Raw genomic sequence first — 20,822 nt, 5'->3', positions numbered from 1 at the left:
GCCGCTACTCGTGGCTGCGGTGTGCGGTCTCCGGCCCGACATTGCGCAGCAGTTCGAGTGCCTCGATGCTCGCCGATTCCGGAGGCGGGGTGAACAGGCGCAGGCGTTGATCGGTGGCTTGGGTCTGCAAAACTTCGAAGTCGAATTCGATGGGCCCGACCGTGGGATGCACGACGGATACGCGATGACCGCGGCGCAGGGCGACCTCGTGCCGGTGCCAGAGTGCTGTGAATTGCTCGCTGGCCGCTTCGAGGCGTTCGATCAGCGCGGTCGCGGGTTGGTCGTAGCCGCGGTGCGCGGCGGCGGCACGCAGATCGGCGACGAGTTCGCGGCCGAGTTGGTCGTGATCTTCAACCCGGTACAGCGCGCGCATACGCGGGTCGGTGAACCAGCGCCACATGATGTTTCGATCCCGCTCCCCGATCTCGCACACGCATCCGAACAGTGCGTCAGCCAGGGCGTTCTGCGCGAGTAGATCGCCGAGATCGGTGACGAGCTGGGCCGGGGTGTCGCCGAGGCGATCGAGCAGATAACGGAGTGCGGGACGGACCTCATGCCCGGCACCCGATCCGGCGGGCGGACGGTGGCCTGCGAGCAGATAGAGATGATCGCGTTCGTCTTCGGACAATCGCAAGGCGCGGGCGAGGGCGGCGAGCAGTTGTGTGGAGGGCTGCGGGCCGCGCGCCTGTTCCAGGCGCATCACGTAGTCGGCTGATACCCCGGCCAATTGGGCCAGTTCCTCGCGCCGCAGGCCGGGTGTGCGACGCCGCGGACCGACCACCAGGCCGACCTCCTCGGGCCGAAGCCGCTCGCGCGAACGGCGCAGGAACTCCGCCAGTTTGGCCCTGTCCACTGTCATGTCACCTCTCTCCGGCGCTTCGAACCGCGTTGGCTAGGACTGCCGATCCTAGGGCAACCGCTCCACTGCTCATTGCCACCGGATGCTGGCACCGTCTGTGGGGCAAGCAGTTCGACATGAGGAGACGAAAATGCGAGAGATCACAGTGGGCGCGGCGCGGATTCCGTACCGGGTATTGGGCACGGGCCGACCCGTGGTTCTGGTGCACGGCGGCAGCCCGGGCTCGCAGGTGTGGGATGGTGTGGCGGCGACCTTGGCCGCAACCAGAACGGTTGTGCTGCCGGATCTTTCGGGCAGCGATGCGGCGCACGACGACGGCGGCGCATTGACGGTCGAGCTGCTCGCAGAGCAGGTGGCAGCCCTCATCGACGATCTCGGGCAGGGCCCTGCGGATGTGGTCGGACATTCCATGGGCGGTGCGGTCGTCTCCAGGCTCGCAGCGGTTCGTCCAGATTTGGTCACTCGCCTCGTGCTGGTGTCGGGCTGGACCGGACAGGGCGGCGCGTTCCTGCGCGAGAAGATGTCGCTCTGGCGGGATCTCGCCGATGACGCGAACACTTTCGCCCGCTACACCATGCTGATCGCGTTCAGCCGCGCCTATCTGGAAGCCCTCACCCCGCCGGTCCTGGCAGGGCACGCGGCCGCCTACCAGCCCGCACCCGGCAGGCTCCGCCAGATCGATCTGGCCAACAGTCTGGATGTCCGCGATCTGCTCCCGCAGATCCAGGCGCCCACACTGGTGATCGGATGCACCAATGACGCATTGATCTCCCCGCAGTACTCCCGCGAGATCACCGCCGATATCCCGGACGCCACCTACGCGGAAATCGATTCTGGTCACATCACCATGGCCGAACAGCCCGCCGAGCTGGCCAAACTCGTCGGCGACTTCCTCGACTGAGCCAACTCATCGGGCACCGGACCAAACCGCCGGACGCCGCATGGCGAACCTCCTGTGGTGCTGCTTCAGGATGCCGTGTTCGCGAGGCATCGCGCGCCTTCGTTCCACACGTGCCTGATGAAAGCTCATGAGAGGGACCGAGATTGAGAACACGGCGATTGAGACCCACGACAATACTGCGCTGGATGTGCGTGAGTGCGCTGGTGGCGGGCGGTATGGCCGGTGCGGCCACGACCGCCGCCGCCGCCGACCCGGAAGGCGCGGGTGTGGTGTCGGTGGAACAGGTGAACGACCGGCAGCAGACGGTGATGGTGTTCTCACCCGCCATGAGCAGGGCGATCCCGGTGCAGGTCATCCGTGCGGCGGAACCCTCCCGCCCGACGATGTACCTGCTCAACGGTTCCGGTGGCGGCCCGAATCAAAGCGGCTGGGACGCCCAGACCGACGTCGTGAGCTTCCTGCGTGCCAAGGACATCAACGTGGTGACCCCGTACGGCGGCAGCAATTCCTATTACACCGACTGGATCCGCGATGACGCGGTGCTCGGCCACAACAAATGGCAGAGCTTCCTCAACGACGAACTACCCCCGGTAATCGAGAAATTCTTGGGGGCCAACGGAACTCGCACACTGGTCGGCGTATCGATGAGCGGCACATCGGTGTTGAACCTCGCGATCGCCAAACCCGGATACTGGAACAGCGTCGCCTCCTACAGCGGCTGCGCGCAAACCTCGGACCCCATCGGCCACGAGTTCGTGCGGATCACGGTGGAGAACTGGGGCGGCGGCAAAAGCGTCGAGGACATGTGGGGCCCGGCCGACAACCCGCTGTGGCGCGCCAACGACCCGTTCGTAAACGCGGATCGACTGCGCGGAACCGCCGTCTACCTGAGTTCGGGCACCGGAATCCCGGCGGCCCCGCATGACACCCCGACCGACCGCCGAGTCCTCGAGGGCCTGATCCCACTCCCCGTGCAGGTAGCCTTCGGCGGCCCCATCGAAGCCGCCATCCACTACTGCACCGAGAACCTCGCCAACCGCCTGCATGAGCTGAATATCCCTGTGACATTTGATGATCGGCCCGTCGGCACCCATTCCTGGGGCTACTGGGAGGACGATCTGAAGCAGTCCTGGCCATTCCTGGCCCAATCCGTCGGCAGCCGCGTCAACTAGCGACGGCTACCCGATCGGGTACGCGCGGCGGTAGCCTCGGAGGTGGTCCTTCGATCTGACGAGGCCTGCGATGCATGAGATGGCGATCACCGAGAGCGTTGTTGCCGCGGTGTGTGAGCACGCGGCGGGCCGGACGGTGTACAGCGTCACCGTCGCGGTCGGTGCGCTCTGCGCCGTTCTTCCCGATGCCATGCGGTTCTGTTTCGAACTCGCCACCGAGGACACCGTCGCCGCCGGAGCCACGCTCGAGATCGAGCTGGTTCCGGGCGCGGCGCACTGCCGTTCCTGCGGCGCGGACTTCACATTGGCGGATCTGATTCTGTTGTGCCCCTGTGGAAGTGCCGATCTCGAAGTGACCTCCGGGCGGGAACTCAGAATCCGGTCGATGGAAGTGAGCGAAGAATGTGCGCAACCTGCGGATGCGGCAACGACAACGCGGCCATGATCACGATCCCGCACGAGCACGGTGCGGGGCACGATCATGATCACGAACAGGGCGGGCACGATCATGAACACGGTGGGCACAGCCATGAACACGGGGCGGATCACGTGCACCTGCAGGTGACCGAGACGATCACCCTGGAACAGAAGATCCTGGCCAAGAACGACCTGCTAGCGGCAGGTAATCGGCAATGGCTCGAACAGCGAAATATCGTGGCGTTCAATATGACCAGCTCGCCCGGGGCAGGTAAGACGTCTCTGCTCGAGCGCACCATCCGCGAGTTCGGTCCCGCGCCGATCGCGGTGATCGAGGGCGATCAGGAGACCCTGCTCGATGCGCAGCGGATCAAGGCGACCGGCTGCCCCGTCGTGCAGATCAACACCGGTGCGGGCTGCCACCTCGACGCGGAGATGATGCACCGTGCCCTGGACACCCTCGCGCCCGCCGACGGCACGCTGCTGTTCGTGGAGAATGTCGGGAACCTGGTGTGCCCCGCGCTGTTCGACCTGGGTGAGCGGAGCAAGGTCGTAGTCATCTCGGTGACCGAGGGAACCGACAAACCGCTGAAATATCCACACATGTTCGCAGCCGCCGGACTCGTCATCGTAAACAAGACTGATTTACTTCCCTATGTGGACTTCGACCTGGAGAAATGCCGCGAATACGCACTCTCGGTGAACCCCGGCGTAGAAATTCTGCCGATGTCGGTGACCACCGGAAAGGGTATTTCGGCCTGGTATGCGTGGCTGGCGAAGGAGCGCGGATAAGTTGCTCCGACCGGCCTTGATCACGCCGACACGCGGGCATAGACTCGTGTGATCGGGGTCACGTCCGGTGATGATCTTCCAAGCAGCGAGAGGTCACCGCCCGCGTGTTCATGCTCCAGAAGGGTGGCTTCCGTGCCTACTCAGGAAGCAGTCAAAGCCGAAGAAACGCTGATTCACGTTTTGTGGATCAATGCCGGCCTCAGTTGTGACGGTGACTCTGTGGCGTTGACTGCCGCCACGCAGCCGAGCATCGAAGAGATCGCACTCGGTGCGCTCCCGGGATTACCGAAAATCGCCGTGCACTGGCCGCTCATCGATTTCGAATGCGGCCCCACCGGCGGCGCCGATGACTTCCTCGAATGGTTCTTCAAAGCCGATCGCGGCGAATTGGAGCCGTTCGTCCTCGTTGTCGAGGGCTCTATACCGAATGAGAAATTGCACGAGGAGGGCTACTGGTGCGGATTCGGAAATGATCCGGCCACCGGACAGCCCATGACCACCAGCGAATGGCTGGACCGGCTCGCGCCCAAAGCTACCGCGGTGGTCGCGGTCGGCACCTGCGCGACCTACGGCGGCATCCACGCCATGGCGGGCAATCCCACCGGCGCCATGGGTGTTCCGGACTACCTGGGCTGGGAGTGGAAGAGCAAGGCGGGCATACCGATCGTCTGCGTGCCCGGCTGCCCGATCCAGCCCGACAATCTGTCCGAAACCCTGACCTACCTGCTGTATATGGCAACGGGCCAGGCCCCGATGATCCCCCTGGACGAGGCGTTGCGGCCCAAGTGGCTGTTCGGCGCGACCGTGCACGAGGGCTGTGATCGGGCGGGCTACTACGAGCAGGGCGAATTCGCGACCGAGTACGGATCGCCGAAATGCATTGTGAAACTGGGCTGTTGGGGTCCGGTGGTGAAATGCAATGTGCCCAAACGCGGTTGGATCAACGGCGTCGGCGGCTGCCCGAATGTGGGCGGTATCTGCATCGGCTGCACCATGCCCGGATTCCCGGACAAATTCATGCCATTCATGGACGAACCGCCCGGCGGGAAATTATCGTCCACGGCCTCGGGTCTCTACGGATCGGTGATCCGCAATCTGCGCCATATCACCGGTCGCACGGTCGACAAAGAGCCGCGCTGGCGGCATAAGGGCGAAAAGCTGGAAACCGGCGCGTCGCGCACCTGGTAGGAGAAGCTCCATGACACAGATCATTCCGGAGCCGTCGCACCGAAAGATCGACCCCGACAGTCTCGTCGAAATGGCGTGGGATCCGATCACCCGAATCGTCGGCAGCCTGGGCATATACACGAAAATCGATTTCGAGAATCGTGAGGTGGTCGAGTGTCACAGCACCTCGTCGATCTTCCGCGGTTACTCGATCTTCATGCGCGGCAAGGATCCTCGCGACGCGCACTTCATCACCAGCCGAATTTGCGGGATCTGCGGCGACAATCACGCCACCTGCTCCTGCTATTGCCAGAACATGGCCTACGGGGTGAAGCCGCCGCATCTGGGTGAATGGATCGTCAATCTCGGCGAGGCCGCCGAGTACATGTTCGATCACAATATCTTCCAGGAAAACCTTGTCGGCGTTGACTTCTGCGAGCGGATGGTCGCCGAGACCAATCCAGGCGTGCTGGCCAAGGCCGAGAACACCGACGCCCCGCACGCGGGCGAGCACGGCTATCGCAAGATCGCCGACATCATGCGCGCGCTGAACCCGTTCACCGGCGAGTTCTATCGAGAAGCGTTGCAGGTCAGTCGATATACGCGCGAGATGTTCTGCCTCATGGAGGGCAGGCACGTGCATCCTTCGACGCTGTATCCCGGCGGTGTGGGCACGGTCGCGACCATCCAGTTGATGACTGACTACATGTCCCGCCTGATGCGGTACGTGGAGTTCATGAAGAAGGTCGTGCCCATGCACGACGATCTGTTCGACTTCTTCTACGAGGCCCTGCCGGGCTATGACCAGGTGGGTCTGCGCCGCACCCTGCTCGGCTGCTGGGGTTCGTTCCAGGATCCCGAGGTCTGCAATTTCGCCTACAAGGATATGGAGAACTGGGGCAACCGGATGTTCGTGACCCCGGGCGTGGTCGTGGACGGCAAACTCGTCACCACCTCGCTGGTCGATATCAACCTGGGCATCCGAATCCTTTTGGGCAGTTCGTATTACGACGACTGGACCGATCAGGAGATGTTCGTCAAGACCGATCCGCTGGGCAATCCGGTGGACCGGCGGCACCCCTGGAACCAGCACACCAATCCCAAGCCGCAGAAGCGGGATATGGACGACAAGTACAGCTGGGTGATGTCACCGCGCTGGTACGACGGGCAGGATCACCTGGCGCTCGACACCGGCGGCGGGCCATTGGCCCGGTTGTGGTCGACGGCGCTGGCCGGTCTGGTCGATATCGGCTACGTGAAGTCCACCGGGCACAGCGTGCAGATCAACCTGCCCAAGACCGCGCTCAAGGGCCCGGTCAGTTTCGAATGGCAGATCCCGGTATTCGGCAGCAATACCCTCGAACGCAATCGGGCGCGCACCTACTTCCAGGCGTATGCGGCCGCGTGCGCACTGCATTTCGCCGAACAGGCGCTGGTGGAGATCCGCGCGGGTCGCACCAAGACCTGGGAGAAGTTCGAGGTGCCGGACGAGGCCATCGGCTGCGGTTTCACCGAGGCCGTGCGCGGGGTGCTCTCGCATCACATGGTGATCCGGGACGGCAAGATCGCGAACTATCACCCGTATCCGCCGACGCCGTGGAATGCCAACCCGCGCGACAGTTTCGGCACGCCGGGACCGTACGAGGACGCGGTGCAGGGCCAGCCGATCTTCGAGGAGAACGATCGCGAGCATTTCAAGGGCATCGACATCATGCGCACCGTCCGCAGTTTCGATCCCTGTCTGCCCTGCGGTGTGCACATGTATCTCGGCGAGGGCAAAACGCTGGAGAAGCTGCACTCACCGACACAGACGCTCACCGCGGAGTGAGCGGCGCGCCGGGCGAGGGGAGAGCTGAAGTGGAGAATCGCCCGGGGGACCGAGACGGCGGCTTCGACGAGAACCATTGGCGCGCTGCGGGTGAGCGCATCGAGACGCTGCTGGACGCCAGCTCGGCGGGCGGCGCGGTCGCTCGCGAGCGGGCCGAACAGTTGGTGCGCGAAGTCGCCGACCTGTACGGCGCGGCGCTGGAACGGTTGCTGGGCCTGATCGACGCGCACAGTGTCGACCGGATCGCCGAGGACGATCTGGTGGCGAGCCTGCTGCTGGTGCACGGTCTGCACCCGCACGATGTGCACCGCCGGGTGCAGACGGCCCTCGACAGCGTGCGGCCCTACCTCGGCTCGCACGGCGGCGATGTCACACTGCTCGGCGTCGCCGAAGGCGTGGTGCGGCTGGAACTTTCGGGTAGCTGCCGCACCTGCCCGTCTTCGTCGGTCACCCTGGAACTGGCGGTCGAGGATGCCGTGCGCGCCGCGGCCCCGGAGATCGAATCCATCGAAGTCGCCGCGGCACAGGCGGAATCGACGAGCGGATTGATCGCCGCCGACTCACTGTTCTCGCGGGTGCATGCGAACGGTCAGGCCGGGGGCAGCTGGATCGCCGTACCGGAACTGGCGCAGTTGAATCCGGGTGAGGTGGGCGGCTTCGCGATTGCCGGACTGCCCATCCTGGCCTGCCGGGTCGGGGAGGAGCTGTTCGCCTACCGTGACCGGTGTCCGGCCTGCGACACCTCGCTGGCCGGTGCGGTCCTGCACCGCCGCCCCGGCTACCCGGTCGGTGACGCGGTACTGCGATGTCCCACGTGCCGTGCGCATTTCGATGCCGTACACGCCGGCGCGCGCATCGACGGCGATGGTCACCTCGAACCGCTGCCGGTGCTGGTTCGTTCCGGTGAGCTATCGGTCGCGGTGCCCCTGGGGGTGAGCGGATGAGTTCGCCCTTCCAGGTATTGCGGCGCATCACCGCCGATCGCAAGCCCGCCGTACCGGCGGGCGAGCGGTGTGAGATGTGCGCGGAGACTATCGCCGATGCGCACCAACATGTGGTGAATGTCGAAGGCAGACAGCTCATGTGCGTATGTCGTGCCTGCTATCTGCTGTTCATCGACGGCAATGCCGCGCTGCGCTATCGGGCCGTGCCCGATCGCTACCTGTCCTTCCCGGACTTCACCATCAGCCAGGGGGAGTGGGACGCGCTCGATATTCCGGTCGGACTGGCGTTCTTCTTCCACAATTCCGCGCTCGATCGCACCGTCGCGTTCTATCCCGGACCCGCGGGTGCGACGGAATCCGAACTGCCCCTGCAAGAATGGCGTGCGGTCCGCGAGCGCCATCCCGAGATCGATGTGCTCGCGGCCGATGTCGAGGCACTGCTCATCCGGGTGCCCGAACGCGGCACGGCCGAGGCCACATGCCTGCTGCTGCCGATCGACGCCTGCTACGAATTCGTGGGCCGAATGCGGACGCTGTGGCGCGGTTTCGACGGCGGGCAGGACGTGCACCGCTATATGGACGAATTCTTCGCCGCGGTATCCGCGCGCGCCCGCCCCGGCGGCGCGTGATGAGCCCGGTCTACTCCACCACCTTCGCGGTGCTGGACATCGCGCCCGAGCCGTACGCGGTCGCGCCGATTCTGTCCGCGCGCGTCGGAATCGCCGCTCTGGGTGAGGAACCGGTGCACGCCATCGCATTGCGGGCTCAGGTGCGCATCGAACCGTATCGCCGCTCCTACACCGATGCCGAGAGCGGCGGCCTGGTCGATCTGTTCGGACCGCGCGAACGCTGGCGCGACACCCAGCGGTCGTTTCTCTGGATGCATTGCGCCACTATGATTCCCGGCTTCAACGGCGGCACCGAGGTCGATCTGCCGATGCCGGTCACCTACGACTTCGAAGTGACCGGATCCAAATACCTGCACGCTCTGCGTGAGGGCACGGTGCCGCTGCTGTTCCTGTTCAGCGGGACCGTATTCTTCAAGGGCGCAACCGGTTTCGCGGTGCAGCAGATTCCGTGGGATCGCGACGACAAGTTCGATATGCCGGTCTCGGTGTGGCGAGACGTGGTGGCGGCGCATTTCCCGAACTCCGGATATGTGCGCCTGGGCGCGGAGACCCTGGCGGCGCTTGCCGCGTACAAATCCAGCCACGGGCTACTCGGCTTCGATGACGCGGTGACCGCGTTGCTCGCCGGTGCTCAGGAGCCGTCGTGAGCGCCCCCGGCTCGGCCGCCGTGCGCGCCGTCGCGGACGCGGTGCTGTACGAGGGCTATCTGCTCTATCCCTATCGGGCCAGTTCGCGAAAGAACCAGTCCCGGTGGCAGTTCGGGGTGCTCGGTCCCGACGGCGCGGCACGAGATGGGCTCGGCGAGGACTCCGAGATCTCGGCGCAATGCGTGATCGAGGCGGGCATGCGCGCGTCCATTCGCCTGGCGGTCCGCTTCCTGCATCTGCAGCGGCGCGAAGCACAGGACTCGGCTGGGATACCGGTTGACGAACTCACCGTCGGCGCGCGGTCCTGGATCACCTGGGACGAAGCCGTCGAGGCCGAAATCGCTTTCGGGCCAATGCCCCTGAGCAATGCGACCCAGCCGCTCATCCTGTCCGGCAGCACCGAGACCGAGCAGATTCCGGACGTCGAAGGAGATCCGGCCGGACGGTTGGTGCGCACGCGCCTTCCCTTGACCGGGGAGCTCAGCGCCAGCGTCGAGTCCGACGGCCCGTACCTGCGAGTGACGGTGCGGGTTCGCAACACCGGCCCGTCGGCGGCCGACACCCGAGATGCTATCGCCCGCTCCTTCATCGGCGCTCATGTGATCGCCGAACTCGAAGGAGCACAGTTCATTTCGCTGCTGGAACCCGAACCCGCCGCCGCTGCCGCCGTATCGCGCTGTGCGCACCATCGCTGCTTCCCTGTTCTTGCGGGCACACCCGGGGATCGCAGCACCCTGCTGATCTCCCCGATCATCCTCTACGACTATCCCGAGATCGCCGAACAGAGCGAGGGCGCGCTGTTCGATTCCACCGAGATCGACGAGATCCTGACCTTGCGTGTGATGACCATGACCGACGCGGAGAAGGCGCAGGCGCGCGCCACCGATCCCCGTGCGGCACAGATCATCGACCGCTGCGATGCCATGACCCCGGAATCGATGCAACAGCTGCACGGGGTGCTGCGCGATCCCCATCTCGGCGAACCACGCCTGATCCCGGAGATTCCGGACGGCATCGACTGGTGGGATCCACTCGCGGACAATGCGGTCGCTCCGGAGTCGGATGCGGTGTCGGTCAACGGCGTTCGCGTCAGCAGGGGCACCCGGGTACGCCTGCACCCGTCCCGGCGCGCCGACGCGCAGGACCTGTTCTTCGCCGGTCAACTCGCCCGGGTCACCTCGGTGCACGAGGACGTCGACGGTCAGGCTCACATCGGTGTCGTCATCGAGAACGACCCGGCCGCGGATCTGCACGAATGGTATGGCCGCTACCTGTATTTCGCCCCGGACGAGGTCGAGCCCGTCAACAGCCCAGAGGAATGAAGGGAAGTTTTCATCATGGAAGCAGTGGGAGTGATCGCCACCGTCGTGGTCGGTGTGGTCGTGGTCGCCGGTCTGTACGTCGGCGTGCGCTCGATACCGGACCTGCGGCGCTACTTGAAGATTCGTCACATGTGAGATGACCGAACGGGTGCTGGTCGCCGGGATCGGCAATATCTTCCTCGGCGACGACGGATTCGGACCGGAAGTGGTGCGGCGATTGCCGCCGCACCCCGATAGCGCGGTGCGCGTGGTCGATTACGGGATCCGCGGGATGCACCTGGCCTACGACCTGCTCGATCCCTGTGCGGCATTGGTCCTGATCGACGCGATACCGAATCGCGGTGCGCCGGGCCAGATCACGATTTTCGTCCCCGAACCGGGTGATTCGGGAGTGGCGCGCATGGACGCGCACGCGATGAATCCGGAGGCCGTGTTCGCCGGAGTGCGGGCGCTGGGCGGGCAGTTGCCGCGCACCGTTGTCATCGGCTGTCAGGTCGAATCCGTCGACGAGCGCATGGGTTTGTCCGAACCGGTCGCGGCGGCGGTCGATACCGCGGTCGCGGCGGTGGATCGGGTGCTGTCCGATCTGCTCGCCGCTCGAGAGCAGGAGTGAATCATGTGCCTCGGCATTCCCGGACGCGTCGTCGAGATTCTCGACGGGTACCACAATCAGGTTGCCCTGGTCGATGTCTCGGGGGAGAAGCGGAAGGTCAATATCGGCCTGCTGGAGGATGATCCGGCCCGTCCCGGCGACTGGGTGATCATCCATATGGGCTTCGTGATCGAGAAGACCGACGAGGCGGGCGCGACCGCGGCCATGGCCGGACTGCGGCTGCTCGGCAGCGGTGACGAACCATGACACGCGTACGGCGGCGGCTGCTGGTCGCGGGTGTGGTGCAGGGCGTGGGATTCCGGCCCTTCGTCTACACCACGGCGGCCGAATTGGCGTTGTCGGGCAGCGTCTCCAATGACAGTTCGGGCGTAATCATCGAAGTCGAGGGCGCGCCGGCGGATTTGGACGAGTTCGCGCGCCGCGTACGCGAGCAGCCGCCACCGCTGGCCGTCGTCGAATCCGTGCGCGAAAACGATATCGCGGTCCGCGGCGGCACCGGATTCCATATCGCCGACACCTCGCGCACCGGCGGTGGCCGCACCCTGGCCTCACCCGATGTCGCGATGTGCGCGGATTGCGCGCGCGAACTTCAGGATCCGGGCAATCGCCGCTACCGCCACCCGTTCATCAACTGCACCAATTGTGGTCCGCGCTTCACCATTATCGCGAGCCTGCCGTACGACCGTGACCGCACGTCGATGGCTGACTTCGCCATGTGCGAGCGGTGCGCGGCCGAATACGCCGATCCCACCGACCGGCGTTTCCACGCCCAGCCGATCGCGTGCCCCGACTGCGGACCGACCCTTATGTTTGTCGCGCGGTCGTCGAGTGACGTGGTGCCCAAGACGGTTTCGAGAACCGTGCCCGCACCGGATCCGGAGGGCGTGCCCGCACCGGGCTCGGGGGCCGAGCGCGCCCCCCACCGTGGCATGGTCGACCACACCCTGCCGGGCTCATCGCCCTCCGGCGCTGCGGCCCTGCGGCAGGCGCGAGAGCTATTGCGCGCCGGCGGGATTCTCGCGGTCAAGGGTATCGGCGGCTATCACCTGGCCTGCGACGCCGCCGACGAGAACGCGGTAACCGAGCTGCGCCGCCGAAAGCGGCGCGGGGACAAGCCATTCGCCGTCATGGTGCCGGATCTGGCGACCGCCCGCAGCATCGTCGAGGTCGATGACTCGAGCGCCGCTCTACTGAGCGGGCCGCAGCGCCCGATCGTGCTGCTTGCCCGCAAGGACCGGACATTGGCCGCTTCGGTCGCACCCCGCAATCCGGATCTCGGCGTCATGATCGCCTACACCCCGCTGCACGTACTGCTCTTCGGCTGCGCCGGTGACGATCCCGGCCCGCGGGTGCTCGTCATGACCTCGGGCAATCTCGGCGGCGAACCGATCTGCTACGACGACGCGGACGCCCGTACCCGCCTGGCCGAACTCGCCGACGGCTGGCTCTCGCACGATCGCCGCATCCTCGTACCGTGTGATGATTCGGTGGTCCGCATGGTGGACGGGACCGAACTGCCGATCCGCCGATCGCGCGGTTACGCACCCTTGCCCGTAGCGCTTCCGTTCGCGGTGCCGCCCACCCTCGCGGTCGGCGGCGACCTGAAGAACACCTGCGCGGTCGCGGACGGCCGCTATGCCTGGCTGAGTCAGCACATCGGCGATATGGACGATCTGAATACCCTGCGCGCCTTCGATGACGCCGAGCGGCACCTGGAGGAGCTCACCGGCGTGCGCCCGGAACATCTCGCGGCCGACGCGCATCCGCTCTACCGCTCCACCGCGTGGGCGCGTCAGCATGCCGGCGACCGACCCGTGCGCACGGTGCAGCATCACCACGCCCATATTGCGGCCGTCATGGGGGAGCACGGACTCGGCGAATCGGCCACCGTGGTCGGATTCGCCTTCGACGGAACAGGATTCGGCCCCGACGGTGCGGTGTGGGGCGGTGAGGTGCTGCTGGCGGGCTACAAGGGTTTCCGGCGTCTCGCGCACCTGGCGTACGTACCGCTGGCCGGTGGCGATGTGAGTGTGCAGCGGCCCTATCGCATGGCGCTGGCCCATCTATGGGCCGCGGGCATCGAATGGTCGGCCGATATTCCCGCGGTGGCGGCCTGCCCACCGCGCGAAAGGCGAGTGCTGGCACATCAATTCGCGACCGGACTCGGTTGTGTTCCGACCTCGAGCATGGGCCGATTGTTCGACGCGGTGTCCTCGCTGGCCGGTGTGCGGCATATCGCCGACTACGAGGCCCAGGCGGCGATCGAACTCGAAGGCCTGGCACGCGGTGTCGATTCGGCGGTCAGCCCGGATATCTCGGGCTATCGATTCGGAATCGACCGTGCCGCCGATCCGATCGCCATCGATCCCGCGCCGGTGCTCGCGGCCGTCGTGGCCGACGCCGCCGCGAGCGTGGACCCCGGGCTGATCGGTGCGCGTTTCCATCGAGCTATCGCACACCTGGTGCTGGAGCTGGCGATCATCTGCGCCGGTGAATGCCGGACCGTCGCCCTGTCCGGTGGCGTCTTCCAGAACGCCCTATTGCTCTCGCAGTCACGAGCACTGCTGGAGGAGAACGGATTTCACGTCCTGAGTCATCGGCGGCTGCCGCCGAACGATGGTGGACTCGCGTTCGGGCAGATCCTTGCCGCGAGTGCGGGCTGAGCGAGAGGAGAGCCGATTATGTGCCTGGCAGTTCCAGGGAAGGTGCTCAGTCTGCAGGAGCGGGACGGCACGCTGATGTCCGTCGTCGACTTCGGCGGGGTGCGCAAAGACGTATGCCTGCAATACATTCCGGACGCCGCCATCGGCGACTACGTGGTGGTGCACGTGGGTTTCGCCATCCAGCGGCTTGACGAGGAGTCCGCGCTGCGGACATTGGCCGAATTCGAGCACCTCGGTGTGCTGAAGGAGGAATTCGGCGATGGATTCGCCTTCGCCGCCAAACAGGCGGGCCTGGCCGATCCCACCGCCGCCGAACCCGCACGGCCACAACCCGATACAGAGGTGACGCCATGAAGTATCTCGACGAGTTCAGCAATCCGGATCTGGCGGGGAAACTGCTCGAACAGATCCGCGCCGTCACCACCAGGCGCTGGGCGATCATGGAAGTCTGTGGCGGCCAGACGCATTCGATCATTCGGCACGGCATCGACCAGCTGCTGCCCGATCAGATCGAGATGATCCACGGACCGGGCTGCCCGGTCTGCGTCACCCCGCTCGAGGTGATCGACAAAGCCTTGGAGATCGCCGCGCGGCCCGGGGTGATCTTCTGCTCCTTCGGTGACATGCTGCGGGTGCCCGGCAGTGCGAAGGATCTGTTCCACGTCAAGAGCGAGGGCGGCGATGTGCGGGTGGTCTACTCACCGCTGGACGCGCTCACCATCGCCCGGGAGAATCCCGACCGGCAGGTGGTGTTCTTCGGCATCGGCTTCGAAACCACCGCACCGGCCAACGCGATGACGGTCTATCAGGCGAAAAGGCTTGGTATCGAGAACTTCTCGCTACTGGTATCGCATGTGCTGGTGCCACCCGCCATCGCCGCCATCATGGAATCGCCGACCTGCCGGGTACAGGGTTTCCTCGCGGCCGGGCATGTGTGCAGCGTGATGGGCACCGACGAATATCCACCGCTGGCCGAGAAATATCGGGTGCCGATGGTGGTTACCGGCTTCGAACCGCTGGACATCCTGGAAGGCATCCGCCGCACCGTCATTCAGCTCGAATCGGGCAGGCACGAGTTGGAGAACGCCTATCCGCGCGCGGTGATGACCGAGGGCAATCCGGCCGCGAAAGCCATGCTGCGCGATGTCTTCGAGGTGACCGACCGGGCCTGGCGCGGTATCGGCGTCATACCGCTGAGCGGATGGCGGCTCTCGGAGCGCTATCGGCAATTCGACGCGGAACGGCGGTTCGCGGTGGGCGATATGCACACCGAGGAATCCTCGATCTGCCGATCCGGCGAGGTACTCCAGGGCCTGATCAAACCGCACGAGTGCGCGGCCTTCGGCAAGGAGTGCACGCCGCGAAATCCGCTGGGCGCCACCATGGTGTCCTCCGAAGGCGCCTGCGCCGCGTACTACCTGTATCGGCGTCTCGATCAACCGGCGGAGGTGGCTCATGCCTGACGATATGGCAATGCCGATCGCTATCCCGGCGGTCGACATGGACAACTGGGTCTGCCCGCTGCCACTGCGGGATTCACCCAATATCGTGATGGGACATGGCGGCGGCGGCGCGATGTCGGGTGAGCTGATCGAGCACCTGTTCCTGCCCGCCTTCGGCTCGGCCGCCGAGGCCGGAATGGGCGACTCCGCCGTAATCACTTTGGGCGGTGCCCGATTGGCGTTTTCGACCGATTCATTCGTGGTCAAGCCGCTGGTATTCCCCGGTGGTTCCATCGGTGATCTCGCGGTCAACGGCACCGTCAACGATCTGGCCATGTCCGGTGCGCGGCCGATGGTGCTCTCCACCGCGTTCATCCTGGAGGAGGGAACCGCGCTGGCCGATATCGCGCATATCGCAAAGGCATTGGGCACCGCCGCGCTCGCGGCCGGGGTCAAACTCGTCACCGGCGACACCAAAGTGGTCGACTCGGGTCACGGCGACGGCATCTTCATCAACACGGCCGGCATCGGCATCGTCGACGATGGTGTGGACATCCGCCCGCAGCGGGCCACCCCGGGCGATGTCGTGATCGTCAGCGGTGACATCGGCGTGCACGGTGTCGCGGTGATGAGCTGCCGCGAGGGCCTGGATTTCGGCACGACGGTGGTCAGCGATACCGCTCCGCTGAACGGTCTGGTCGCCGCGATGCTCGCCACCGGCGCGGATGTGCACGTACTGCGCGATCCGACCCGCGGCGGTGTGGCCGCCACCCTCAACGAGATCGCCGGAGTCGCGAAAGTCGGTGTGGCACTGGATGAGAGGAAGCTTCCGGTCCCCGCTGAGGTGCGCGACGCGTGCGGGCTGCTCGGGTTGGATCCGATGTACGTGGCCAATGAGGGCAAACTGATCGCCTTCGTCGCACCCGAGGAGGCTGACCGCGTGCTGGCCGCGATGCGCGCGCATCCCCTCGGTGCCCGCGCCGAGGCGATCGGCGTCTGCGTGGCGGAGCATCCGGGCATGGTGGTGGCGCGCACCGCCCTGGGCGGCACCCGGGTGGTCGCCCTGCCCGCCGGTGAGCAACTACCCCGGATCTGTTGAGACGGGCGGTGATTCGGTGCGCGACGCGTGGGCCGGGTTGGATCGGCGACAGCGCCTTGGCCTCGCCGGAATGGGCTGCGTCATCCTCGCGCTGCACATCGCCGGTTGGGCCACACTGCTGTTGCTGGTAGTGCCCGGCAACTATGCGGTACAGGGCACCGTGTTCGGCGTCGGTCTCGGCGTCACCGCCTACACCTTGGGCATGCGCCACGCATTCGATGCCGACCATATCGCTGCGATCGATAACACCACCCGAAAGCTGTTGGCGGACAAGCGGAAACCGCTGACCGTCGGATTCTGGTTCTCGCTCGGTCACTCCACTGTCGTGTTCGCACTCGTCGCCCTGCTCGCGCTCGGGGTCAAAGCGCTTGCTTCGAATATCGAGAATCAGGACTCGGCCCTGCAACGCTGGACCGGCGTATTCGGCACCGGCGTCTCCGGAGTTTTCCTGATCCTGATCGGACTGTTGAATCTGGCGTCCCTGATAGGGATTTGGCGCGTCTTCCGTCGCATGCGCAGTGGCGCCTACGACGAAGCCCAACTGGAACACCAACTGGATTCCCGTGGCGCGTCGAACCGCATCTTCGGCCCGGTGGTGCGTTCGGTGCGCAAACCCTGGCAGATGTACCCGGTCGGCGTGCTGTTCGGCCTCGGCTTCGACACCGTCACCGAGGTGAGCTTGCTCGTCATCGCGGGCGGCGCGGCCGCCACCAACCTGCCCTGGTACTCGATTCTCGTTCTCCCGGTGCTGTTCTCGGCGGGCATGTCCCTCTTCGACGCCCTCGACGGCGCTTTCATGAACTACGCCTACGGCTGGGCCTTCGCCCACCCGGTCCGCAAGATCTACTACAACATCGTGGTGACGGGCCTCTCGGTCGCGGTGGCCCTGCTTATCGGAGCGCAGGAAGTCATCTCGATCCTCACCACCAAACTCGACGTGGGCTCGGGCCCCCTCGCCTGGATCGGCAACCTGGACCTCGGCGCAATGGGTTTCATCGTCGTCGCCCTCTTCGCCCTGACCTGGATCATCGCGATCACCATTTGGCGCGTCAGCGACGTCGAGGGCCGCTGGCAACGCGACCTCACCCCGAAACGGTGAGACTGATGGACACCCGCGGCACCGACATGTTCGCCCGCTACGCCCACGCCCCCAACCACCTCGGCTACTGCGGCCCACCCGAAGCAGATGCCCTGCGCACCGGGTCACCCGACCAGGTGCGCGCCCTGGCCCGGCGTTTCTCCGGCGCCTGGCCCTATCTGCGGGTGATGGCCGATATGACCGGCATCGCCGATCCCCTGGACTACCGCCTCGTCGAATCCTATTGGCTGGGAGGCGGTATCGGCGCACAGCTCGATCGGGGCGACTTCACCGCTCACCTGCTCGCGATGATCACCCCGCTGGCCGGACAGTACTGGTCCCACCTGACAGCCGATCTCGCCACCGAGTCGGCCCCCAACCACTGCTTCCACGTCTTCGGCGTCTACCCCTGGTCCCGCTTCCTCGGTCGCGGAATGGACGACCACCCGATACACGTCCTCGACAGCTGCCGTATCAGTTGGGCAACCCTGGTGCACCGCAACGGAAAGGATCTGACGATCCTCGGCCCGAGACTGCTCTGGGACCACGCGGGGCTTCGACTTTCCGACCCGTCGGTGCGCCACATCGAATGCGACGACTTCGGTATCGAACCCGCGCTCCGAATCGGCGATCAGGTCGCCGTCCACTGGGATCGGCTCTGTGGCCGACTGGAACCCGCCCAGGTCCACGACCTGCAAGCGAGCACCGAGCGTCAACTATTCGTCACCAATCACCGACTTGCGGAACAGCATTCGCCACCGCGCGGGTCACCCATGTGACTTTGGGCAGCAACACCACCACCTTCGATATCCTGGCACCCGATGACCCCGCTGTCGCGAAAGTCGACTCGGCGCCGAAATGCGTTGGGCTATTCAGCGTCCAGTGCGGCGAGACGGGCAGTCAGGAACGCTCGTTCGACGTCGTTGCCGGTGAGCAGGATTGCCTCGTTGTAGGCGATGCGGGCCTCCGCGGTGCGGCCCAGGCCCGCCAGGAAGTTGGCGCGGGCGGCGGCGAGGTAGCCGTATCCGGCGAGTTGCGGTTCGGCGGTGAGGGGTTCGAGCGCGGCCAGGCCCGCCGCGTCGCCCTCGGCGAAACCAACGGCGACGGCGTGATTCAACGTGACGACCGGCGATGGCCAGAGTTGACCCAGAACGTCGTAGAGGCCGACGATTTCGGCCCAATCGGTATCGGCCCAGGTGTGCGATTCGGCGTGCACGGCGGCGATGGCGGCCTCGAGGCCGTATCGACTCGGGTTGCGGCCCAACGATTCCCGAACCAACGCGATGCCCTCGGTGATGCGGTCGCGATCCCACCGGTCGCGGTCCTGGTCCGAGAGAGCCACCATATTGCCCGCCACGTCGGTGCGGGCGTCGCGTCGCGACTCCGACAGCAGCAGAAGCGCGAGAAGTCCTGCGACCGAAGCGTTCTCGGGGAGCAGCGCGCGCATCATGCGGGCCAGATCGACCGCGCGCTCGGTGAGGTCCCGCCGGATCAGATCGGTGTGATACGGCGCGGTGTGGCCGCTGGTGTAGAGCAGATGCACGACGGTCAGCACGGATTCGACACGCTCGGGCAGGTCTGCCGGGCCGGGAACGCGGTAGGGAATGCGGGCGGCGGCGATCTTCTTCTTGGCGCGGGTGATGCGCGCCGCCATGGTGGGTTCGGGTACCAGAAAGGCCCGCGCGACCTCGCCCGTGGTCAAACCGCAGACCAGGCGCAGGGTCAGCGCGACCTGGGCTTCGCGCGAGAGCGCGGGATGGCAGCAGGTGGTGATCAGGCGCAGCCGGTCATCGGGGATGGCCTCGTCGAGGTTCCGCGCGACGGTGTCGGCGATGTCATCGGCCGGTTCGTCGGAAATCAGCAGCGGCAGCGCACGGGTCATCGTCGCCTGCCTGCGCAGCAGATCCAGGGCGCGATTGCGCGCGACGGTGGTCAACCACGCACCCGGACGGGCGGGAACGCCTGCGACCCAACTGGTGAGGGCCTGGGCATAGGCATCCTGGACGCATTCCTCGGCAAGATCGAGGTCGCGGGTGACGCGCACCGTCGCGGCGAGCACGAAGGCCCACTCGCGGCGATGCGCGTGCGCGACCGCGGCCGAGACCGCGGCGGCGGTCATGACTCAGCCGAAGACGTGGATCGGCCGGACCTCGACCCCGCCCTCGGCCATCGGAACCTGCTTGGCGAGCACCAGCGCCTCGTCCAGGTCGGCGGCCTCGAGCAGGTAGTACCCGCCGATCTGTTCCTTGGTTTCGGCGAAGGGCCCATCGGTCACCGTGAAGCCGCCCGCACCGTCTGGACGAACGCTGGTGGCGGCGTGGCTGTGCTCCAGGGCGTTGCCGCCACGCAGGGCCGCCTGATTGTTCGTCTGGAAGCTCTGGTGGTCGCGCATCATCTCGGGGTCGTTGAGGTTGGTGCGCTCTTGCCGTTCGTCCTGGTAGATCAGGACCAAGTACTCAGCCATGGGTAATCCTTTCATCCGCCGGTCCGCCTTCGGGACCATTCAACTCTTCGACGCGCACCCACGGCCCGAATCGACAGACCCGTCGAATCCGTTGCGGGAAAGAGTTGGCCCGGCCGGTCCGGCGGCGAGCGGCGAGGGTGCGCTAGCGCGATCCCTCGGGCGGGATGAGGGACCCGATCATGGTGGCCAGCAATTGGATTCGGCGTTCGGTGAGTTCGGGGTACGGGCGCACGTGGCGGAAAAGGTGTTCGGCGTCGAACATATCGCTGATCATGAAGACGGCGGTCATGAAGTCGGCGGGGTCGAGTTCCTCCGGGGGATCGATGATCTTCAGCGCGAGTTGCAGGATCGCCGAGCCGTAGGCGACCAGCGCGGGCTGCAGTCCCGCGCGGAGCTGCTCATCGGTGCGGGCGGCGAGCTGCAATTCGTAGATCACGGTGTTGGTGCTGTTGCCCGCGATCTCGTATTGCAGCCGCAGCACCGCCTCGATGGTTCGTTCGGCCTCCGGGATCGTCTGGAATCGCGCGTCGAAGACTTCGAGCTGCCGCCGGAACGCGTCCTCGGCCACCGCGATCATGAATTCGGTCGTGGTCTCGAAGTGCCGGAACAGTGCGCCGTAGGACATGCCCGCCTCGGTCGCGATCGTTTTGACCGAGGCCCGGACATAGCCCTTCTCGGCAATGGTCACCATCGCCGCGTCGATCAGCTTGGCGATGGTGGTCTCGCGCCGTTCGCGTTGTGTGCGGCTCACAGCCGCCGATCCTAGGGCTGCCGACATAGCGGCT

Annotated in this window: 23 protein-coding genes; 19 read left to right on the top strand and 4 right to left on the bottom strand. The window is 65.8% G+C overall.

Annotated elements, in window-relative coordinates:
- Positions 1–4 precede the first annotated feature (4 nt).
- Positions 5–859: a helix-turn-helix transcriptional regulator gene (locus ACFC0O_RS19285; RefSeq protein WP_375959589.1), complete on the bottom strand. Its 855-nt coding sequence runs from the start codon at positions 857–859 to the stop codon at positions 5–7.
- A gap of 130 nt (positions 860–989) precedes the next feature.
- Here ACFC0O_RS19285 and ACFC0O_RS19280 point away from each other — a divergent pair, with 130 nt between their 5' ends.
- The 19 genes from ACFC0O_RS19280 to ACFC0O_RS19190 all read left to right on the top strand — a co-directional run bounded on the left by ACFC0O_RS19280 (position 990) and on the right by ACFC0O_RS19190 (position 18,352).
- The gene (locus ACFC0O_RS19280) at positions 990–1,760 is read left to right on the top strand and encodes an alpha/beta fold hydrolase (RefSeq protein WP_375959587.1); all 771 of its coding nucleotides are present in this window, start codon (positions 990–992) and stop codon (positions 1,758–1,760) included.
- A gap of 185 nt (positions 1,761–1,945) precedes the next feature.
- Entirely contained in the window at positions 1,946–2,932 is a 987-nt protein-coding gene (locus ACFC0O_RS19275; protein WP_375959585.1) for an alpha/beta hydrolase, read from the top strand.
- A gap of 70 nt (positions 2,933–3,002) precedes the next feature.
- Entirely contained in the window at positions 3,003–3,377 is a 375-nt protein-coding gene (locus tag ACFC0O_RS19270) for a hydrogenase maturation nickel metallochaperone HypA (RefSeq protein ID WP_375959583.1), read from the top strand.
- The gene (gene hypB, locus ACFC0O_RS19265; protein WP_375959581.1) at positions 3,335–4,141 is read left to right on the top strand and encodes a hydrogenase nickel incorporation protein HypB; all 807 of its coding nucleotides are present in this window, start codon (positions 3,335–3,337) and stop codon (positions 4,139–4,141) included. Before ACFC0O_RS19270 ends, hypB begins: the two co-directional genes overlap by 43 nt.
- Before the next feature lie 132 nt (positions 4,142–4,273).
- Positions 4,274–5,329: a hydrogenase expression protein HypE gene (locus ACFC0O_RS19260; protein ID WP_375959579.1), complete on the top strand. Its 1,056-nt coding sequence runs from the start codon at positions 4,274–4,276 to the stop codon at positions 5,327–5,329.
- 10 nt (positions 5,330–5,339) lie between these two features.
- On the top strand, positions 5,340–7,136 hold the full coding sequence (locus ACFC0O_RS19255; RefSeq protein ID WP_375959577.1) for a nickel-dependent hydrogenase large subunit: 1,797 nt from the start codon (positions 5,340–5,342) through the stop codon (positions 7,134–7,136).
- Between the two features lie 29 nt (positions 7,137–7,165).
- The gene (locus tag ACFC0O_RS19250; RefSeq protein WP_375959575.1) at positions 7,166–8,080 is read left to right on the top strand and encodes a NifU family protein; all 915 of its coding nucleotides are present in this window, start codon (positions 7,166–7,168) and stop codon (positions 8,078–8,080) included.
- The gene (locus ACFC0O_RS19245; protein ID WP_375959573.1) at positions 8,077–8,709 is read left to right on the top strand and encodes a DUF5947 family protein; all 633 of its coding nucleotides are present in this window, start codon (positions 8,077–8,079) and stop codon (positions 8,707–8,709) included. The genes ACFC0O_RS19250 and ACFC0O_RS19245 overlap by 4 nt, the downstream gene beginning before the upstream one ends.
- On the top strand, positions 8,709–9,356 hold the full coding sequence (locus ACFC0O_RS19240; protein WP_375959571.1) for a DUF6084 family protein: 648 nt from the start codon (positions 8,709–8,711) through the stop codon (positions 9,354–9,356). The genes ACFC0O_RS19245 and ACFC0O_RS19240 overlap by 1 nt, the downstream gene beginning before the upstream one ends.
- The gene (locus tag ACFC0O_RS19235) at positions 9,353–10,678 is read left to right on the top strand and encodes a hypothetical protein (protein WP_375959569.1); all 1,326 of its coding nucleotides are present in this window, start codon (positions 9,353–9,355) and stop codon (positions 10,676–10,678) included. The genes ACFC0O_RS19240 and ACFC0O_RS19235 overlap by 4 nt, the downstream gene beginning before the upstream one ends.
- Before the next feature lie 15 nt (positions 10,679–10,693).
- Positions 10,694–10,813: a DUF6893 family small protein gene (locus tag ACFC0O_RS19230; protein WP_375959567.1), complete on the top strand. Its 120-nt coding sequence runs from the start codon at positions 10,694–10,696 to the stop codon at positions 10,811–10,813.
- A gap of 1 nt (position 10,814) precedes the next feature.
- The gene (locus ACFC0O_RS19225) at positions 10,815–11,291 is read left to right on the top strand and encodes a hydrogenase maturation protease (RefSeq protein WP_375959565.1); all 477 of its coding nucleotides are present in this window, start codon (positions 10,815–10,817) and stop codon (positions 11,289–11,291) included.
- A 3-nt stretch (positions 11,292–11,294) separates the two neighbouring features.
- On the top strand, positions 11,295–11,537 hold the full coding sequence (locus ACFC0O_RS19220) for a HypC/HybG/HupF family hydrogenase formation chaperone (protein ID WP_375959563.1): 243 nt from the start codon (positions 11,295–11,297) through the stop codon (positions 11,535–11,537).
- Complete coding sequence (gene hypF, locus ACFC0O_RS19215) at positions 11,534–13,954, top strand: carbamoyltransferase HypF (RefSeq protein WP_375959561.1); 2,421 nt, start codon at positions 11,534–11,536, stop codon at positions 13,952–13,954. Before ACFC0O_RS19220 ends, hypF begins: the two co-directional genes overlap by 4 nt.
- 18 nt (positions 13,955–13,972) lie before the next feature.
- A complete protein-coding gene (locus ACFC0O_RS19210) occupies positions 13,973–14,308 on the top strand; it encodes a HypC/HybG/HupF family hydrogenase formation chaperone (RefSeq protein ID WP_375959559.1) in 336 nt (111 codons plus the stop codon).
- Positions 14,305–15,417, top strand: coding sequence for a hydrogenase formation protein HypD (gene hypD, locus ACFC0O_RS19205; protein ID WP_375959557.1), 1,113 nt, complete (start codon positions 14,305–14,307; stop codon positions 15,415–15,417). Before ACFC0O_RS19210 ends, hypD begins: the two co-directional genes overlap by 4 nt.
- The gene (gene hypE, locus ACFC0O_RS19200; RefSeq protein ID WP_375959555.1) at positions 15,410–16,495 is read left to right on the top strand and encodes a hydrogenase expression/formation protein HypE; all 1,086 of its coding nucleotides are present in this window, start codon (positions 15,410–15,412) and stop codon (positions 16,493–16,495) included. Before hypD ends, hypE begins: the two co-directional genes overlap by 8 nt.
- A 70-nt stretch (positions 16,496–16,565) precedes the next feature.
- On the top strand, positions 16,566–17,594 hold the full coding sequence (locus ACFC0O_RS19195) for a HoxN/HupN/NixA family nickel/cobalt transporter (protein WP_375960760.1): 1,029 nt from the start codon (positions 16,566–16,568) through the stop codon (positions 17,592–17,594).
- A gap of 5 nt (positions 17,595–17,599) precedes the next feature.
- Positions 17,600–18,352 carry a DUF6390 family protein gene (locus ACFC0O_RS19190; protein ID WP_375959553.1) on the top strand — a complete coding sequence of 251 codons (753 nt, stop codon included), beginning with the start codon at positions 17,600–17,602 and terminating at the stop codon, positions 18,350–18,352.
- Positions 18,353–18,441: 89 nt separating this feature from the next.
- On the opposite strand, the gene ACFC0O_RS19185 is transcribed toward ACFC0O_RS19190, so the two are convergent.
- The 3 genes from ACFC0O_RS19185 to ACFC0O_RS19175 form a co-directional block, all read right to left on the bottom strand.
- Positions 18,442–19,692, bottom strand: coding sequence for an RNA polymerase sigma factor (locus tag ACFC0O_RS19185; RefSeq protein WP_375959551.1), 1,251 nt, complete (start codon positions 19,690–19,692; stop codon positions 18,442–18,444).
- A 3-nt stretch (positions 19,693–19,695) separates the two neighbouring features.
- A complete protein-coding gene (locus tag ACFC0O_RS19180; protein ID WP_375959549.1) occupies positions 19,696–20,037 on the bottom strand; it encodes a YciI family protein in 342 nt (113 codons plus the stop codon).
- A gap of 142 nt (positions 20,038–20,179) precedes the next feature.
- Entirely contained in the window at positions 20,180–20,788 is a 609-nt protein-coding gene (locus tag ACFC0O_RS19175; protein WP_375959547.1) for a TetR/AcrR family transcriptional regulator, read from the bottom strand.
- Positions 20,789–20,822: the final 34 nt, after the last annotated feature.

Origin of the sequence: Nocardia sp. NPDC056100 (assembly GCF_042266325.1) — a bacterium.
Taxonomy (GTDB): domain Bacteria; phylum Actinomycetota; class Actinomycetes; order Mycobacteriales; family Mycobacteriaceae; genus Nocardia.
This window is presented reverse-complemented; position numbering and strand designations above follow the sequence as displayed.

Excerpts from the sequence above, each read along its gene's own strand:
- ACFC0O_RS19245 (WP_375959573.1), top strand. The coding sequence starts at position 8,077 with ATGAGTTCGCCCTTCCAGGTATTGCGGCGCATCACCGCCGATCGCAAG.
- ACFC0O_RS19185 (WP_375959551.1), bottom strand. The coding sequence starts at position 19,692 with ATGACCGCCGCCGCGGTCTCGGCCGCGGTCGCGCACGCGCATCGCCGC.
- ACFC0O_RS19275 (WP_375959585.1), top strand. The coding sequence starts at position 1,946 with ATGTGCGTGAGTGCGCTGGTGGCGGGCGGTATGGCCGGTGCGGCCACG.
- ACFC0O_RS19280 (WP_375959587.1), top strand. The coding sequence starts at position 990 with ATGCGAGAGATCACAGTGGGCGCGGCGCGGATTCCGTACCGGGTATTG.
- hypB (WP_375959581.1), top strand. The coding sequence starts at position 3,335 with ATGTGCGCAACCTGCGGATGCGGCAACGACAACGCGGCCATGATCACG.
- ACFC0O_RS19240 (WP_375959571.1), top strand. The coding sequence starts at position 8,709 with ATGAGCCCGGTCTACTCCACCACCTTCGCGGTGCTGGACATCGCGCCC.
- ACFC0O_RS19285 (WP_375959589.1), bottom strand. The coding sequence starts at position 859 with ATGACAGTGGACAGGGCCAAACTGGCGGAGTTCCTGCGCCGTTCGCGC.
- hypE (WP_375959555.1), top strand. The coding sequence starts at position 15,410 with ATGCCTGACGATATGGCAATGCCGATCGCTATCCCGGCGGTCGACATG.
- ACFC0O_RS19220 (WP_375959563.1), top strand. The coding sequence starts at position 11,295 with ATGTGCCTCGGCATTCCCGGACGCGTCGTCGAGATTCTCGACGGGTAC.
- ACFC0O_RS19255 (WP_375959577.1), top strand. The coding sequence starts at position 5,340 with ATGACACAGATCATTCCGGAGCCGTCGCACCGAAAGATCGACCCCGAC.
- ACFC0O_RS19195 (WP_375960760.1), top strand. The coding sequence starts at position 16,566 with ATGGGCTGCGTCATCCTCGCGCTGCACATCGCCGGTTGGGCCACACTG.
- ACFC0O_RS19210 (WP_375959559.1), top strand. The coding sequence starts at position 13,973 with ATGTGCCTGGCAGTTCCAGGGAAGGTGCTCAGTCTGCAGGAGCGGGAC.
- ACFC0O_RS19225 (WP_375959565.1), top strand. The coding sequence starts at position 10,815 with ATGACCGAACGGGTGCTGGTCGCCGGGATCGGCAATATCTTCCTCGGC.
- ACFC0O_RS19190 (WP_375959553.1), top strand. The coding sequence starts at position 17,600 with ATGGACACCCGCGGCACCGACATGTTCGCCCGCTACGCCCACGCCCCC.
- hypF (WP_375959561.1), top strand. The coding sequence starts at position 11,534 with ATGACACGCGTACGGCGGCGGCTGCTGGTCGCGGGTGTGGTGCAGGGC.
- hypD (WP_375959557.1), top strand. The coding sequence starts at position 14,305 with ATGAAGTATCTCGACGAGTTCAGCAATCCGGATCTGGCGGGGAAACTG.
- ACFC0O_RS19270 (WP_375959583.1), top strand. The coding sequence starts at position 3,003 with ATGCATGAGATGGCGATCACCGAGAGCGTTGTTGCCGCGGTGTGTGAG.
- ACFC0O_RS19230 (WP_375959567.1), top strand. The coding sequence starts at position 10,694 with ATGGAAGCAGTGGGAGTGATCGCCACCGTCGTGGTCGGTGTGGTCGTG.
- ACFC0O_RS19180 (WP_375959549.1), bottom strand. The coding sequence starts at position 20,037 with ATGGCTGAGTACTTGGTCCTGATCTACCAGGACGAACGGCAAGAGCGC.